This is a genomic window from Microcoleus sp. S1D4 (assembly GCF_036700765.1).
Lineage (GTDB): Bacteria > Cyanobacteriota > Cyanobacteriia > Cyanobacteriales > Microcoleaceae > Microcoleus.
This window is the reverse complement of the sequence record NZ_JAUBPP010000038.1, coordinates 18298-34173: the sequence shown is the minus strand read 5'-3', so window position 1 is coordinate 34173 and position 15876 is coordinate 18298. Positions and strand designations below refer to the sequence as shown.

Genomic DNA, 15876 nt, shown 5'->3' with positions numbered 1-15876 from the left:
TCATTAGACAACCATATCGGTGCTATCTGGTATTTCATCCATCATTATAATGCATCATTACTTGTTTAGCACTACCCCGAACGGAAGCCATTAGTCACACGGCGAAATATTACACTCATCCGAATCGCCTGTTCGCTACTATTATTCGTGGGTGGAATTGTCGCATCTTCCAGAAATAGAAATAAATTGTCAATCAGCCCACCAGATCGTTTTCGTAACCGGATACCATCCGGATTCTGTGGCACTAAATTCAAAATCCTGGTGAATCTTTCCTGTAAATTTTCTCGATATCGTTTCAGTCTAGTATCGTCTATTTTCGATCGTCGTCGATGGACGATCAAAGCTCTTAATAATAACCTCTTCATCCCTGGGGCAAAAATTCTGTCCCCAGCATCAATCGCATATTGGCAATCCCGCAATTGATGAGCCAAACACACTTGCCATTGTGGTGCTGGATGATTTTTTTGAGCGCGGGAGAAGTCTGATACCCAAATATCGGGACGATGTTCTCCGAGAACTTCGTTAATTACTCCAGTTCCTCGGCTGGGGCTTGGGACGTGTAAGCCAACATCCTGGTTCTGAAACACCCACTCCCACTGATTCTGTCCGTTAACTCTCGCACTCGTTTCATCTGAACAAATTAATTTAGACCGTCGCAACCTATGGAGTATTTGAGTTACTTGGTCATCTAAACTGGTTTTGACTTGCACCAGCAAGTTGGCGATTGCTCCAACTGAAATCTTGAGTCCAAAGACTTCTCCAAATATGGACGACAGCCGTTCGTAGCTGATGGCATGAGTGTAACGCAGATATGTGACTAAGCTCTGAATTGAACTGCCAAACGGTGAACCTTGTTCCATTCCCAATGGTACAGGGGCAACATACTTCGTTTGACAGCAGGCACACTGACCGCCATAACGTTCGATGCGGGTGATGATGGGACGAATTGGTGGTAGTTCGATTTTTTCGTAGATGGATTGTAATTTGGTAGTGCAGTAGCGGTCACTTTCTCTCCACACTGGGGACAATTTTTGAGTTGGGCGATGATTGTTTGGTCGGGATGAGGATGTAGTTCTCTTCTCCCTCCTACTCTTCCTAGGCTTCTTTGTCTTTTTATCCCCTCAATTTTCGATGGCCCAATGTTGGGCTTGAATCCTTTGGAGGGTGGAGTGCTGGAATTTTGAAGAGTTTTTTTGGGAGACGGACTTAGTTTTGCTTGGTCTGTGGCTGCTAACGCTGCGGTGAGTTTTTGGATTTTCTCCCATAGCTCTACTATCAACGCTTCTTTTGCCTCGTTCGATAGTTGCTTTAAGTCGGGGAGTTTTTCCATTTCTCTATCTAATGTCTATCTCGTCTTCTTGTCAAGGGGGTTGAGCAATTACCCCAGGAGAGCCAATCAAACTACCTAAATACTAGCTAGCTTACTTAAAAAACCATAATTCTTTATTCAACTTATTCAATCTTAACTAGAAAGTTAAGTCCATAAATGCTCTATAGCAAGTAACGATCGCCATTATCAAAACAGAACCGTCGCGACCATCGCCTCACACCGAATCATCCATCCACCCGCACTCCGCACAATCCCCATGCACCGGGGGCGTTTCGTACTTCGGATAAGGAATGAAAATTTAATAACTTTAGCGTTTGTTAAATAGTCGGCACTGCACGATAATTCCATTTTGGTAGATATTCATCAAAAATAATTTTCATTGTTTCTTTAAATCCATTAGGTACTTTTCGACCAGTTTCATAAATTTTCTCAATCACATTTACTACGACAGAAAGCCCGGTTTTAGTATGCGTTTTTGCCCTGAGTTTTTTCACTAACTCAAGAGAAGTAAAAATCACTCCTTGACAGGCTCTAGTTACGTGAGGAAACAAACGATGTTCGATCGGATTATACTTCGATGTATAGGGAGGATAGTGTGCGATCCTAATTTCTATTCCTAGTTCGTCAACTAACTTTTGTAAATCTGATTTAAAGATATGATGATTAGAATTATTACTGCCACCTCCATCGCATTTTATTAAAATTGAATCGGCTTGAGGATAGATAAATTTTCCGTAATTGAGCCACCATAATTTGATCAATTCACAAGCAAATTCACTCGTATCTTTACTGATTCCCAGGTTTAAATATCCTCGGTTATGTTGCAGATCGTAAATTCCATGAGGCACTACTTTCCCGTCAGCTAGACTCCAAAAATCACGATCAAATGTCGTAACAACTTCGGTAGTATATAGACTGCCTGCTCGATATAAATTTCCAATAAATTCCTTCTTTTTTGTGTCCATACTAACAAGTGGATTACCCCGCAACTCATACTGAGCCGTTATTCTGGCAAGATTATCAAATTGTTCATTACGATTTTTTGTGACTCCGGTCGTTTGTTGTTTTTGAGCTTTGCGTTTCACATATCCATGTTTTTTAAACAGTTTTTGAACGACTGTTGTACTGACTATTGTTTCCTGAGCCTTTAGACCTTCAACGATTTGTTGATGGGTAAGATTTGTCTATTTAATTTGAGCGGACATTGGATTTCCGGTTGTGTGGTTTTTTAAGACTTCTAAAAAACGCTCATAAAAATCAGGTATCTGAGAATCCCTAGTTTTTCTTCCTCCCCCTCTTCGGCGAATTCTCTTTTGATTCAAGGTGGGTTCTGATTCACTTTTTTACTCCTTAATGCCCTTGGCTATTGTATTTCTGTCTACTCCCAAAACTCGGGCTATGTAAATAATTCCACCACGACCAAGTTTTACGGCTTCTATCGCTGCATATTTTCTTTGGTCTTTTTCAGATAAAGACTGATGATGTTTGAGCATTAAAGCAGTAATTTCGTCTGAGTAATACATAAATTAAGTTAGTAAGAAATGATTCAAATCAACAAATAATCAGCGACATAAGAAGAAACAAGTAGGTATAATATTTGACATCTATACCGAAACATGAACCTATTTATATTCACTCATTTATTTATTATACATCGCTGATGTTATTAAATTTTCATTCCTAAGTCATTTCGCACTGGGGACACCGGCCTGTAAACAAGGGATGCGTATCCAAAAGTTCTAGCTGTTGTTCCAAAGTCCACCGCTGCGGAGGTTGCAGAATGAGTTCGCCGCTGTAGTAGCTCGCCCCTTCGGGTTCCCACAGTTCATCGGGTTCAGCATCGGGGTTTTCTCGGAAGTCAATGCAAGTATTGGTGTTGGGGCCTGCGGGATGGACGGCACAGACGAGGTGTGGGTTGTGGGCAAAGAGGAGACAGCGATCGCACTCAGGGAGTTTGGGCATGGCGGGTTGGGTTTTGATGTTGGTTTTAGTTTCCCAAAAATTGGGGTGTTGGGAGCGCGATCGCGGAACCGTGATTGCAGCCGTCGAAATCTCACAGCACCTCTCCTCAGATTGTTTGCAGCTTAAATTCCCTAGCATTCCGCCTTTGCTTTCGTGAAAAAAATTCAAATGCTTCAAATTGGCAGACGATTCGATTGTGTTTTAGTAGGCAGTTCTAAAACTTTCCTCTTTCTACAAAACTAAGTTGAAGGATAGAATGCGATCGCGATCATCAGATTTCAAACTATAAATCTAGCGGTACACTTTACTCTCCAAGCATTAGTCGTACCTGCAATCTCTCGAAGTTCTAATTAGAACCTCCAACGATCGGCTTTTATTTTGATTGCAACCTGTAGTTCATGTCGCATACATAGCGATCGCTCCGCACTTGCTGGGCCGACGGCTGGAGGATCTTTTTAGGCACGTTCTTGCTCTACCATGACTCTGGATACTCGGCGTGGGTTGGAAGTCCTCCGCTAGCACAACTCCACGGCGCTCTCGATGCCCAGAAAATGCGATCTGTCGGAGCCATAGGCGGTGCTGTATCCAGCGAGCCGGCTGGAACAACCACAATTAGACCGTTGCGCGTTAGACGCGGGACCGGGCACCCGCAATGACTGCAAAACCATTTGCTGAAGCTCGTTGCTGTGGGAAGGTCATAACGTGTGATGCCTTCCTCCCCTGAAAGCCATCGGAACTGGCTCGGCTCAACGGTTAGATTTGTGGCGTGGCCTGTGCCCGTGCCTTTGCGACAGCGCGAGCAGTGGCAATGAGCCATTTTCTGGAACGGTGGGTTCACTTCAAAGGTCACAGTTCCGCAAAGGCAACTACCGTGAATGCTGGGCTTATCCATCTGCTCTCTCCTTTTGTCTAAATATTATTAGGCTGAAGGATTCTAGCTATTCCCCAGAACTAGATGGATAGTCAGAATCGTTCTGTATATCATTCTAAATTTAGTGGATAGGTAGAATTGTTCCGTATATTAGGTATTTTCTGGAGGAAAGGCTGAATTTTTCCGTATATCCTCGGTTGTTGGGAACTCTGCATCTCACCTAAGCGGCTTCAGGCAATCCGCTGCACCAGAATGTTATATTTCTTTTGATGCTATCGCCTGAACTACTGCGCCCATGCCAGTGTGATAAATACCTTCTACTACATCACGCTCCAGCTCAATTAGATGCTTAAACTTTAAGCCAGCTAACTCAATGCTTAAAGATTCTTTAGATTGCATCGAATCTACTGAATTTCCGCCGCCAGTACCGTGCTTCAACTGATCTGGTGTATAAGCTTCAAGCAGAAACACACCGTTTTGCTTTAACCCTGCTTCAACTTTTTTATGAAGTTGTTTTCTTGTTGAAGAGGGCAATGGACAAAATATAGATACAATTCCGTCCCATTTATTTTCGCCTAAATCATACTCTGCTAAATCAGCATGAATAAACTCAACAATCACCCCATTCTCATCGGCCAACTTTCTGGCCTTATTCAAACCAACTAAAGATGAATCTACAGCGGTTACAGAATAACCCTGTTTCGCAAGGAAAACGGCATTGCGCCCTTCTCCTTCGGCCAAGCTCAGAACTTTACCTTTTGGAATACTGCTGACGTTTGCTTCCAAAAACTCGTTCGGGTTTGTGCCGTATACGTACTCTTGGGCACTGTATCTTTCATCCCACATCTGTTTTCTCCAATGGTTGCTGTTGGCACATTTGATGCCAAAAAAATATAACTGTGCATTCAACCGCAGATAGGCTGGATAATACCTTTACCGGGGGGTGGATTATCCATCAGAGCGGTTAGAAAACATCCTAGTTTTAAGGAATTAAACAGAAACGAAAGCAGGTTAAGTGCGGGTTCTTGGGTGTTATCCATTGCTTCTGATAGTTAATCTTGGAAATTTGGGGTGTTATTTGTCACTTTTGCTGATAATAATAATATCCTCTATATCGGTCTTATCCAGCAGCATTAACCTAATGTCGCAACCTACCGCTCCGATGCAGCTTTGCCGCTTGCTGGAGGCAGAGCCTTCGCGAATCATGTCAAGGCGGAGTATTGGAACGAGTGCGATCGCCCAAAGAGAACCAAGTAAACCTTGAGACTTAACATTTGCACTTAAAGCTTCTTGAAGTATCTGGCGGCTGGGAATAGCTCGAAGCCCGCCTTTTCATAGGTGTGACGAGCTCTTTCATGACCAGGATCGCCCCCAGTCTCAACCATAGCCACAGACATCCCAGCGCCTTAGTTCCCTGAAGCTGAATTAAAAATCGGAGGTGGCGTTCGTCTAGGTTATTGTTTGACGATCGCACTATTCGAGATTTGGGGCACGGGTTGCTGTTGGGATTTGGTTCGGTTTTCCTCAAAACTGAGGTGTTGGGAGCGATCGCACTTCTGGTCAATTAATCCCATCTGGGAAGTACAAATCGTCACCAGGAAGCCGCCGTTCGATAACCTCTTTTCGGTTCTCCAACATAACCGAATCAAAGGATTTACCAAACCGCACGTTGTACTCAAATTCAGTGCGCTTGATGCTGAATGCTGCATCAGCCCGCCGTTCGATGGATTCTGCCATACTAGCTTGAACTAAAGCTTGGGCTTTCACGTTGCCTTTGGTTGCTTCATTGAGCCAGTAGGCCGTAGCTAATGCAATGGGAATAGGCTTGATTAATTGAGCGTTGCCTTCCACTGGAATGCTTGGAGCTTGTGTAAAATTGTATCCGCCAAAAGGCAGAGCTAAAGGTGAGTTTCCATTGATAAAGCGGGTCAGCGATTGTTTTTGCTTGTCCACCGCATTCATAACCCCAATCGCATCGACCTTGTAACCGCCGTCGGGTAGCTGGTAAACACTAAGTGGAATTGCACCTAAAAGGATGGTGGCAGAAATAGCTTTAACTGTCATTTTGGAGTTCAAATAAATTACGATTACCAGAGATTAGCTTAATTTGACTAATTAATCAACGATATCTCTGAGCAAATAATTTAGTTGGCGGACTACCGAACCTAGCAAGTAGTGTTTGCTCTACATAGAACAATCCACCGCAGAGAGTGATGACTTAAAAGCTGGCGTTGGCTGTCCTAGGTCGCAGAACTTCGACATTCAACTCTAGTTTTTCTCCCAGCCACAAAGAATGTAGAGTGTGGTCTGCTACATCGTCGCCTGTTTCGGGATGGACGAGAATATCTAACCCCTCGCGGTGGAGCATCAACCAAGGGACTACTGTGCCAAACTGCGGGGGTAAAAAAGCAACTTGATACATCGCTTGGGGGTGGGGCCCAACGGGTTTGTCGTGTCAGCGCCCTAGCTGCACCTCAAACCGAGCCAATCCTTCACGCACGCGCTCTGCGACATTACGGCGATCGGTGTCAAAGTAAATATGTGCGTGAAAACCAACAATTTCGATGGTGTCTTCTTTCATCATTTTCAGTGGGTTATTGAGCCGACATTTGGACAAAACGGCTGTTAACTGAGCGGCTAACTTGACTTATAGCAAACTGCGGAATTCAGCCATCCGCGTTGTTCGCACTCGCTCCGTTAATTGCATCCAACTCAACAGCCGACAGCACTTTGGGTTCCATTGCGTACAAATCGTTCAACACAACCTTGACATCGGGAAACACAAAATACGAACGCCAGGAGAGCCAATTCGATAATTAAAAGAACGATTGCCAATTAGAGCAACGATTAAGGATGTAACAGGGGATTGTTTCTAATTTCCGATAAACATTCTTCTAAAGACAAACCATGCAGAATTTCCCACCATTGCCCCGTATGTCTCATGTAGGCGACATTAAAACAATCTGGCCCAACATATTCTAGGCGAGCGGAGCGAGACTCAAAAGACGGGGAAATCGCCCTCGGACTCGGACAATTATAAGTTGAGCAGAAGTAAAAATAGTTGCGATACCACTTGCCAAAGATATCCGTTCGATAGTTGAAATCATGGTCTGTGGGTGGAGAGTCGATATATTTGGGCTTAAATTCTGTTTGAATTAACTCATTACATTTTTGTTCGATTAATTGTTTCTCAGTATCAGGCACTGTAGGTTTAGACTGTTTGCCAGAAGAAGAAAGCCAGAGCTTTTTTGCTTTTTTTGCCATTGAATTTGTTTTCCTGATTATCTAGGTAGAATTGAAACGACAAAATCGATCGTTCGACCTACTGTGAAGGTAGTGGCTGCTTGCAACAACCTTTGTTGGGCTACTTATCAAGGCGGCGTGAGCCTCCAAGTAATGCGAGCCGCTTTTGTCAAACGGCGCAATCTATGCCTTGATTGGGTGCGGTGCGGATGATTTGTAGCAAGCACGCTCTCGTATTGATAATACTTAATTTTCCCCGCGAAACTGCCTTACTCAAAACTTTTGGCTCCATCCCATACAAATCCCGTAGCACAACCTTGACGAACGGAAACACAAAATACGAACGTCCGTTGCCCAATGCGGTGATTAAACACTTTCTAACCCAGATACCACAACTACGAGCGTGTCACACTGCGCCTCTTGTTCTGCCAAGCTATGGATTTGGTGCTGGGCTCCGTGTCGCAATCCACTCTCTTTTTTTGGCTCTAAATCTTCTTTAAGGTGAGCGGAATACAACGAGGGTTCTAACCCTACATTATGCCCCGCTCGCCTTAAACACAACGCAAAAATCACGGTTTGAGAGTGTCGATCGCTTCGAGCGAACAATGACTGATTTTGTTGATTTGGTGGGACAAGCAGCTCGAACAATCCTTTAACTCAATTACGGGACGGGTTTGCTTTCGCTCGTGCATTCGCCTAGGTTGACTGATTGGCAGCAAAATCTGATTGCTCGCGATTGAGTACGTCCAACTCAATCTCGCTCAGCACTTTGGGTTTCATTTCATATAAATCATTCAAAATAGGTTTGACATCGGGAAACACAAAATATTCCGTCAGCTTGCCAATGCGATAATTAAAGGGTTGATATCGGTGTTTGAAGTACAGCTCCACATTCCCCCGGCTCTCCCAAAGTCCCAGCAAATTAACAACCACATCCGAGTAATGCGCCCTGACATCCCGCTGCACCTCGGCGATTCTCTCCTCGATCGATCGAGTTGTCACCCCAATTTTATAGAAGCAGTGACCGTCCGCTTTGACCTCAAGAAAATAGAGCGAATTCACCAGAATCCGACGAAGCTGCGATCGATAAATCAGCAAATCAGCCCGCCGTTCTTCTAAGCAGGATAACCCCGCAGATAAAGCAATTTCTACAGAGCCTTCCAACTTCATTAACTCTGACAGCAGCAGCGGTTCTTGGACTTTGTTGAACAACGCCAGGGGAAGCGCGCCGACGGGGATTTTACCCAAGTCGGTAAACTGATAAATGCGTAGGAACGGGGCGTAGCCATCGCCCTCCGACTCCAGCAATCCTTTCAACTGCCACCGAAAGTTTACCAAGTCTTTGGGAATGGCATAATCCCTTACCCCATACTCTTTCCACAGCACTTTCAACTGTTCGAGTTCATCACCCTTGAGCTGGATATTAAAGTTGTCATAGAGGGGAAGCGATGGGAAAGCTTTGGTTTTAATCCGCTGCGAAACGGGCTTGCAAGTTTCCTCTGTGTGCGCGAAGTGGTGTTCTTTTACCGAACCCTTTTTCGCTGTCAATCCGCCACCGCAGTAGAGACAAGTTAGCTGAGTTTTTCCGCGCACAACCTCATCAATGCTCGTCAGTTCGCCGCTGAGAGCAACACCAAATTTAAGCCACATTGTCAACAATTCTCCTTTGAGCAGGTTTGTAGATGCACCCGCTAACGTATTAAGGATTGTAACAAATCTAGAAATCAGAGCAAATAGTTTGGGAGGAGAGCGATCGTCATTTGATTCTCCATGCGCGACCATCAATCCAAAATCTAGAATCTAAAATCCAAAATCTAAAATTGCTCGTCACCAATCGGGAATTTCTTCAGTCGCGTCAGATTGGGCTTGTGACAGTTGCTCTCTTGGTAACGGCACAGTCGGCAATTCATCCTGTACGCGGGGAAATCTGTATTTCCCCGTGTAGGAAAGCATGGAAAGACTCGCAATCGCTCCTTTGACTTGTTCCGGTCTAACCTCTAAGTAGCGCTGCAATTGGTCTAGGTTGCTGTGACCGCTGATTTCTTGAATAATCCGCAATGGGATACCCGCGTTGCTCATCTGGGTGAGAGCCGTTCTCCTAAAACTGTGGGTGGATGCTCCCTCGATGCCTACTCGTTCAAACGCTTCTCTCAAAATCCTGTCTGCTGAATCTGATTGCAGGTGATGCCAATGGTGGCAGCGATGGCGGCTAGGGAATAGATAAGTCTTACCGGTGTTGGGTTTCCAAGATGTTAGGAGCGATCGCAAATCTTCAATGACCGGAATCGTCCTGGTTTGGAGTTTTCCTTTGGTGTTGCCCTTGCGGAAGTTGATTGTAGGTCGGACTGTACCTCTGGCAGTGTAAATATCGATCACTTCCAGGGAACAAGCTTCGGCAATGCGGCAGGCGGTGTACAGGCAAATCCCAAAGAGGGCGCGATCGCGGTCACTCTGTAAACCTTCGTTGAACAACAGTTCGATTTCCCCTTGTGTCAGGATTTTTGCCTGTCCGTGTCCCTCAATCTTCATGCTTGGTGTATACCCGACCCGACGCTCCAAAGTCTGGCATACTTACTGCATTACTGCATCCGTCGGGGGTATTTCTTAACGATGAGAGTGAGAGCGTCATAAATTAGCTGGCTCAGCTAATGCGGTAAAGGTGCACTCATTCATATTTATCGGAGCAACTAGCTTAACAAAAGTAGTAGGATTAATGAGACTAAATGGGTTGATGCACTTCAAAAATTGGTTGCCTGTTGTCTGTCCAAATTCTCCTATAAACTCAACTAAATCATGTACTAGCAAAACGTCTATATACCCTGCGATAACGGAATCTCCAAAACAAACTCAGCTCCCCGTCTCGGTGCTGAAATGCACGTTAGCGAACCGCCGTGTTTTTGTACGATAATTGAGTGCGAAACAGACAAGCCCAGACCAGTCCCCGAACCTACAGGCTTAGTTGTAAAAAAGGGATCGAATACCCTCACGCGGACTGATTCACTCATTCCAAGTCCGTTGTCTGCAATTGAGACGATCGCGCTAGTATCCTTTACCTCTGTGCGAATCCGAATCGCAGGCGTTGGACACTGTTGGTTGTCCAACAGTACCAGCGCATCGATCGCATTCCCTAGAATATTCATAAACACCTGATTGAGTTCTCCAGCAAAACACTCGACTAAAGGCAAGTTCCCGTATTCTTTAACAACTTGAATTTCTCTGCCCGCAATGCCGACCGGCTTGCCGCTATCCTCCCCATCCCCCGGTGGTTCCGCAGGGTGCAGGCGGTGCTGCAAAATCAGCAGCGTGCTCTCAATCCCTTCGTGAATGTCAACCCGCTTCATCTCGCTCTCAGAAAGACGCGAAAAATTCCGCAAGCCTATCACAATATTGCGGATGCGCTCAGCTCCAACATTCATCGACTTCAGAATTTGCGGCAAGTCTTGTTTAAGGAAATCCAGTTCAATTTCCTCTGTGACTGCTGCCAAATCTGGACTAACATTGGGGTATGTTTGCTGGTAGGTATCGATCAGTTTCAACAAATTTTGCATATATTGAGTTGTGTAAGTAAGATTACCGTAAATGAAATTAATCGGATTATTAATTTCGTGAGCAATTCCTGCCACTAACTGTCCCAGACTGGACATTTTTTCAGTGTGAATCATTTGAGCTTGAGTTTGTTGTAACTCTCGCAGAGCAATTTCTAGCTGAATTGCTTGTTCTTTCAACTGCATTTCTGACTGCCTCAAAGCTGATTCGATAGAGATTCGCTCGCGAATTTCTTGTTGTAAGAGCGCGTTTTTTTCTGTAACTTCCCGCGTTCTCTCTTGCACTTTAACCTCTAAAGTCTCGCTGTACTCCTGCAACTTTTCATTAGCAGCAGACAAATTCTTATAGAGAAAAGCGTTTTCTAAAGAAATTGCAGCCTGAGTAGAAAGAATCTTTAAAACTTCCTGCCGTTCTTCTGTAAAAGCACCTGTTGCCAGATTATTCTCTAAATAAAGCAGAGCGATTAAACTGCCTCTATTAATGAGAGGAACACATAAAATAGACAGGGGATGATTTTTGACAATGTAGATATCATTTTTGAATAATTCATCCTTCCCAGCATCATTTAAAACAACATCTTTTTTCGTTCTAGCTACATAATTTATTACAGAGACTGGCAAATCCTGGCTGAAAACGATTGGAAGCGACTGCTGCACTATTATGCGATCTTGTTCAATATAGCCAGACGCTTCTATTAGCAAATCACCATCTTTTGCTAAAATCAAAATACCACTTTGTGCGCCAGCGTTCTCCATCACAATTTTGAGCAATTTTTCTAGCAATTTACTCAAAACAACTTCGCTTGCTAAAACTTGCGAAGCCTTCATTACTGTTGCTAAATCGAGGAAAGAGTTACCTGTTGTACTATTTGTAGCTGTTGTTGTGGTAGAGAGAGTTCCCTCTATGCTGGTGTTCCCAGCAGCAGATATCAAAGAAAGAAGCTGGGGATATCTTGACTCCAAATCTGCAACCTTAGTCTTCGCTCCCCACCGAGCGTAGCCGTAGTATGCTGATGCCATGTAAGTCTGACCGATCTCCTCTCTTGAAGCCCCTAAATAAAATTCAGCCGCCAGTTCGTAAGCTAAAGCTTCCTCCTGAACGTACCCCTGTTTTTTAGCTCCCGCGATGGCGAGATCGTAATACTCCATCGCTTCCCAATTTTGCCCTTTCACCCGCGCTATTTCTGCCTCTACTAACTCGTATCTGTGCTGGTTGTTTTCTGGTGCATGGTACGCCCACAGCTTCATTCTTTCTTGATTTGACTCAACATTAACCAAGTATTGCTGCTGTTCGTTGCAAGAACTGATATCGCCCTGAGAATCAGAATACTCAGCCAAAAGAGCCAGAGAATAATAAAAATTGTGTTGCGGAACTGTTACAAATCCTATCGCCCCATCTAAATATGTTTCTGCTTGCCTAGCACTAGCAATTGAAAGATTATATTGTCTAAATAAATAATAAATAATTGCTTTAGCAAAATAGGTATGAAAAATCGATAATTTATTATGATTTTTCTCTAAAACAGGTAGCATCTCTTCTTCATTAAAACTCTCACCAATTAACTTGTATTTATCTGCTGAATGTCCCAGCAAATTCAATACCATTTGTCGCCATACTTTAATATAATAAAGTGAAAAATCTTGCTTATTTTTTTTTGTAAAGTCAATAAATTGTGCCTGCCTATTAGCCACATTTTTCAACTCTTCTCCCAGAAAAAGAGGGTAAGTTGAATAATTGCAAGCACAATAACAGGCGTGTTCTATATCTCCAGTTTCTAATCCGCTTTCTATCCCCTCCCAGAAAGGCTCTAAAGATTCTCTAGCGTGTTCTTTCCAATGTCTGACAAAGATATTAAATAATGCGAAAACTTTGGCTTTTAGTTTTTTAGTTTTAAATTTTTCCAATAGTTTAATTGAAAGTTTCCCAGAGCGATAACCTAAATCTATATCGCCCAATACGCTACACAAAAGCAGTCCGTAATAACCATAAGCAAAACTGGCAATTTCTGAGTTGCCATATTCAACACATAGACTTACCATTGTCAAAATTGTGAAAATTAGCAAAGGTGGATTCGCAATATAAGCAGGAGCGCACAGATTCATCATGATTCGTAGTGCTGCTAATTTATAATTATCAGTCATTTGTGGGAGTTTTTCTAAATCTTCAATTTGTCTATCTCCCATAATAGTTTTTGTTTGGATGAGGGCTGTACCAATATCATTTTGAGTCGGCTGTTGAGGTAGCCTAATTTCCAGTATCTCTAAAACTTTTAGGGCTGTATCTATTGCCAACTGCATTTGATTTTGAGCTATGTAAAATAGCATTTGTAACTCGTAAATTTGAATTTTTTCTAAAATGAGAGTAGCATTAACCAGGACAATCTCAGAGAGCGCTCGCGCCCGCTCGAAATTAGTCGTTAAGTATGCCACTTCTACTGTTTCTACATATAGAGTCAGGGTTAAGTCATACTGACTCTGCCAGCTATTAGCAGCGAGGAGATCCAAACCCATATTCAGATACTTAACAGCCGATTCATAGGCAGTCGCTGCCTTTGCTTTCTGACCAGCAATTAGATTTAGGAAAGCTAGTTCATCTTTTTCTACTTGCTCAACAACTAAATCAGCACCAAAATTAAGTTGATTGACTAAAGCAAAAATATTTTCTTTTCTGTCTTCAGGAGTGGTATTTTGCAACAGTAGTTTGCCAATACTCAGATGAGTGACTTTTTTATCGGATTCGGGGATTAAAGAATAAGCGGCTTGCTGGACGCGATCGTGCAAAAACTTATAGTCAACTCTAGCATCACGAAGCATAAGTTCGTCTAGTTCCTCCTGCCCGAAAATTAGAGGAATTTTGTAGTTTTCACTCAAGGGTAAAATTAGACCAGCATGAAGTGATGCCCACAACTGAGAAGCAGTAACTAATTCTGATTCTTCATTAACAATTGCTAAAACGTTTAAATTAAAAGTGCTGCCTATACAAGCAGCCAATTTTAAGACTTTTTGGGTTGATACTGGTAGTTTTTGAATATTTTTTGCGATCAGTTCAACGATATTGTAATCGACAATGCCAATGCTTTGAATTTCTTCGATGTCCCACTGCCAAATACCGATGAAAGTATCGTAGGTTAGTAGATTTTCAGAATACAGGACTTTCAACAGTTGAGTCAAGAAGAAGGGATTGCCTTGGGTTTTATTGAAAAGTAGTTCGGAGAAGGATTTTATACGGTTTGTGTCTGGAGATTCATTGAGCGTGTCTGCAATTAGCTGCCTAACATGGTTTAGCTGTAAAGGTTTAACAGTAATATTATTGATGGCAGCCCCACTTTCTCGAATTTTTTCTAATGTCTGAATCAAGGGATGAGCTGGATTGACTTCGTTATCTCGATAAGCTCCGATCGTTAACAGGTATTGGCTATCGCGATCACTCATCAACATTTGGATTAGTTTGAGCGATGCAGAATCAGCCCACTGCAAGTCGTCAAGGAAGAGAACGAGGGGATGAGAAGGTTGACAAAAGACTCTGAAGAACTGTTGAAAAACGCGATTAAAGCGGTTTTGAGATTCAGACGAACTCAGTTGTGGCACTTCTGGCTGAGGACCGACAATCAGTTCAACTTCGGGAATAACATCAATAATTAGAGAACCATTTTGACCCAATGCAGTTAAAAGTTTCTCTCTCCAAACAGCTATTTTTTCAGAGTTTTCGGTTAATAGTTGTCGCATTAGTGACTGAAAAGCTTCAATTAATGAAGCGTAAGGAATATTGCGATTAAACTGGTCAAATTTACCAGCAATAAAATATCCGCACTTAGTAACAATAGGTTTGTGAATTTCATTCACTAAACAAGATTTACCTATCCCTGAAGAACCGCTGACCAGCATCATTTCGGCGGTACCGAGACTGGTTCGTTCAAACGCTTCCATTAATACAACTACCTCTTCTTCCCTACCGTAGAGTTTCTGCGGAATTAGCAGTTGATTGGATAAATCTTTAGCTCCTATAATAAAATGTGAAATTGTGCCGCTTTCCTGTAACTGAGCTAGGCAAGTTTCTAGGTCAGCTTTTATTCCCTCAGCAGTTTGATATCGCTCTTCTGCGTTTTTGGCTAATAATTTGAGTGTAATATCAGAAATAGCTTTGGGAATTTCTGGATTTAAGTGAATCGGCGCAACTGGTTGTTTTGCTAAATGGCAGTGAACCAATTCCATTGGATCAGTGGCTGCAAAAGGTAGGGAACCTGTCAGCATTTCATAAAAGGTTGCACCCAAAGAGTAAAAGTCGGTGCGATAGTCAATCGACCGATTCATCCTGCCAGTTTGCTCTGGGGATATATAGGCTAATGTGCCTTCCAGACAATTAGGATTGTTAATTGTTTGGTTTTCTCTGTCCAGGCGAGAAGAAATGCTAAAATCGGTAATTTTAACCACCCCAGTTGCGGGATTGATAATAATATTTCTCGGTTTAATATCTTTATGAATAATCTGCTGTTGGTGCAGTTGCCCTAAAGTTTCTGCTAACTGAATTGCTATTTTAAGAAAGCTGATTATATCGTTTTTTAGTTCGCCAAAAATGTAATTCAAAGATTGGCCACCAAAATCTTCCATGATTAAGGCAAAGCTATTCCGATATCTTTCCAATTCCAAGCAATTAACAACTCCTGAAATGTTCAGGTTCTTGGTAATTTCATATTGAAACTTTAAATTAGCAACATCAATAGGATGGGGATACTCTGAGTTGAGCAACTTAACAATAACAGGCTGTTGGTTCTGAACATTCAGCCCTCGATACACAACTGTTTTGATTCCTTCATTTATTTTTTTTAAATTTGTATATCTCAGAAGACTTAGCATAATTGTTGAATTTTTTAGCGAACTTAATTAAGTATTTATGAGATCGGACATCCCAAAACCAAGACAGACAA

Annotated in this window: 12 protein-coding genes and 2 pseudogenes; 1 reads left to right on the top strand and 13 read right to left on the bottom strand. The window is 42.8% G+C overall.

Features of this window, described 5'->3' with window-relative positions; genetic code table 11:
- Positions 1-71 precede the first annotated feature (71 nt).
- From tnpC to QT998_RS25920, 6 genes and pseudogenes are all read right to left on the bottom strand, one after another.
- Positions 72-1091: pseudogene (gene tnpC / locus QT998_RS25940) on the bottom strand (IS66 family transposase); the annotation flags it as partial.
- A 556-nt stretch (positions 1092-1647) separates the two neighbouring features.
- Complete coding sequence (locus QT998_RS25935; protein WP_333218189.1) at positions 1648-2463, bottom strand: ISAzo13 family transposase; 816 nt, start codon at positions 2461-2463, stop codon at positions 1648-1650.
- A 210-nt stretch (positions 2464-2673) separates the two neighbouring features.
- Positions 2674-2853: a hypothetical protein gene (locus tag QT998_RS25930; RefSeq protein ID WP_333093627.1), complete on the bottom strand. Its 180-nt coding sequence runs from the start codon at positions 2851-2853 to the stop codon at positions 2674-2676.
- 157 nt (positions 2854-3010) lie between these two features.
- Positions 3011-3460: a hypothetical protein gene (locus QT998_RS25925; RefSeq protein ID WP_333093628.1), complete on the bottom strand. Its 450-nt coding sequence runs from the start codon at positions 3458-3460 to the stop codon at positions 3011-3013.
- Between the two features lie 304 nt (positions 3461-3764).
- Positions 3765-4184 (bottom strand): GFA family protein, encoded by a 420-nt coding sequence (locus QT998_RS27600; RefSeq protein ID WP_442922002.1) that lies wholly within the window; start codon positions 4182-4184, stop codon positions 3765-3767.
- Positions 4185-4418: 234 nt separating this feature from the next.
- Positions 4419-5009, bottom strand: coding sequence for a class I SAM-dependent methyltransferase (locus QT998_RS25920; RefSeq protein WP_333118615.1), 591 nt, complete (start codon positions 5007-5009; stop codon positions 4419-4421).
- A 295-nt stretch (positions 5010-5304) separates the two neighbouring features.
- Here QT998_RS25920 and QT998_RS25915 point away from each other — a divergent pair, with 295 nt between their 5' ends.
- Complete coding sequence (locus tag QT998_RS25915; RefSeq protein ID WP_333118617.1) at positions 5305-5427, top strand: hypothetical protein; 123 nt, start codon at positions 5305-5307, stop codon at positions 5425-5427.
- A 296-nt stretch (positions 5428-5723) separates the two neighbouring features.
- Here the strand turns inward: QT998_RS25915 and QT998_RS25910 are convergent, their stop codons facing one another.
- The 7 genes and pseudogenes from QT998_RS25910 to QT998_RS25880 form a co-directional block, all read right to left on the bottom strand.
- Positions 5724-6227, bottom strand: coding sequence for a hypothetical protein (locus tag QT998_RS25910; protein WP_333118618.1), 504 nt, complete (start codon positions 6225-6227; stop codon positions 5724-5726).
- Positions 6228-6381: 154 nt separating this feature from the next.
- A pseudogene (locus tag QT998_RS25905) lies at positions 6382-6606 on the bottom strand (DOPA 4,5-dioxygenase family protein); the annotation flags it as partial.
- Between the two features lie 12 nt (positions 6607-6618).
- Positions 6619-6744, bottom strand: coding sequence for a hypothetical protein (locus tag QT998_RS25900; protein WP_333218187.1), 126 nt, complete (start codon positions 6742-6744; stop codon positions 6619-6621).
- A 266-nt stretch (positions 6745-7010) separates the two neighbouring features.
- Positions 7011-7427, bottom strand: a complete 417-nt coding sequence (locus tag QT998_RS25895) for a DUF3024 domain-containing protein (protein WP_172189454.1) — start codon at positions 7425-7427, stop codon at positions 7011-7013.
- 675 nt (positions 7428-8102) lie between these two features.
- Positions 8103-9056, bottom strand: coding sequence for a GIY-YIG nuclease family protein (locus QT998_RS25890; RefSeq protein WP_333118621.1), 954 nt, complete (start codon positions 9054-9056; stop codon positions 8103-8105).
- A 177-nt stretch (positions 9057-9233) separates the two neighbouring features.
- A complete protein-coding gene (locus QT998_RS25885; protein WP_333118622.1) occupies positions 9234-9935 on the bottom strand; it encodes a tyrosine-type recombinase/integrase in 702 nt (233 codons plus the stop codon).
- 281 nt (positions 9936-10216) lie between these two features.
- A complete protein-coding gene (locus QT998_RS25880) occupies positions 10217-15805 on the bottom strand; it encodes a trifunctional serine/threonine-protein kinase/ATP-binding protein/sensor histidine kinase (protein ID WP_333118623.1) in 5589 nt (1862 codons plus the stop codon).
- Between the last annotated feature and the right edge of the window lie 71 nt (positions 15806-15876).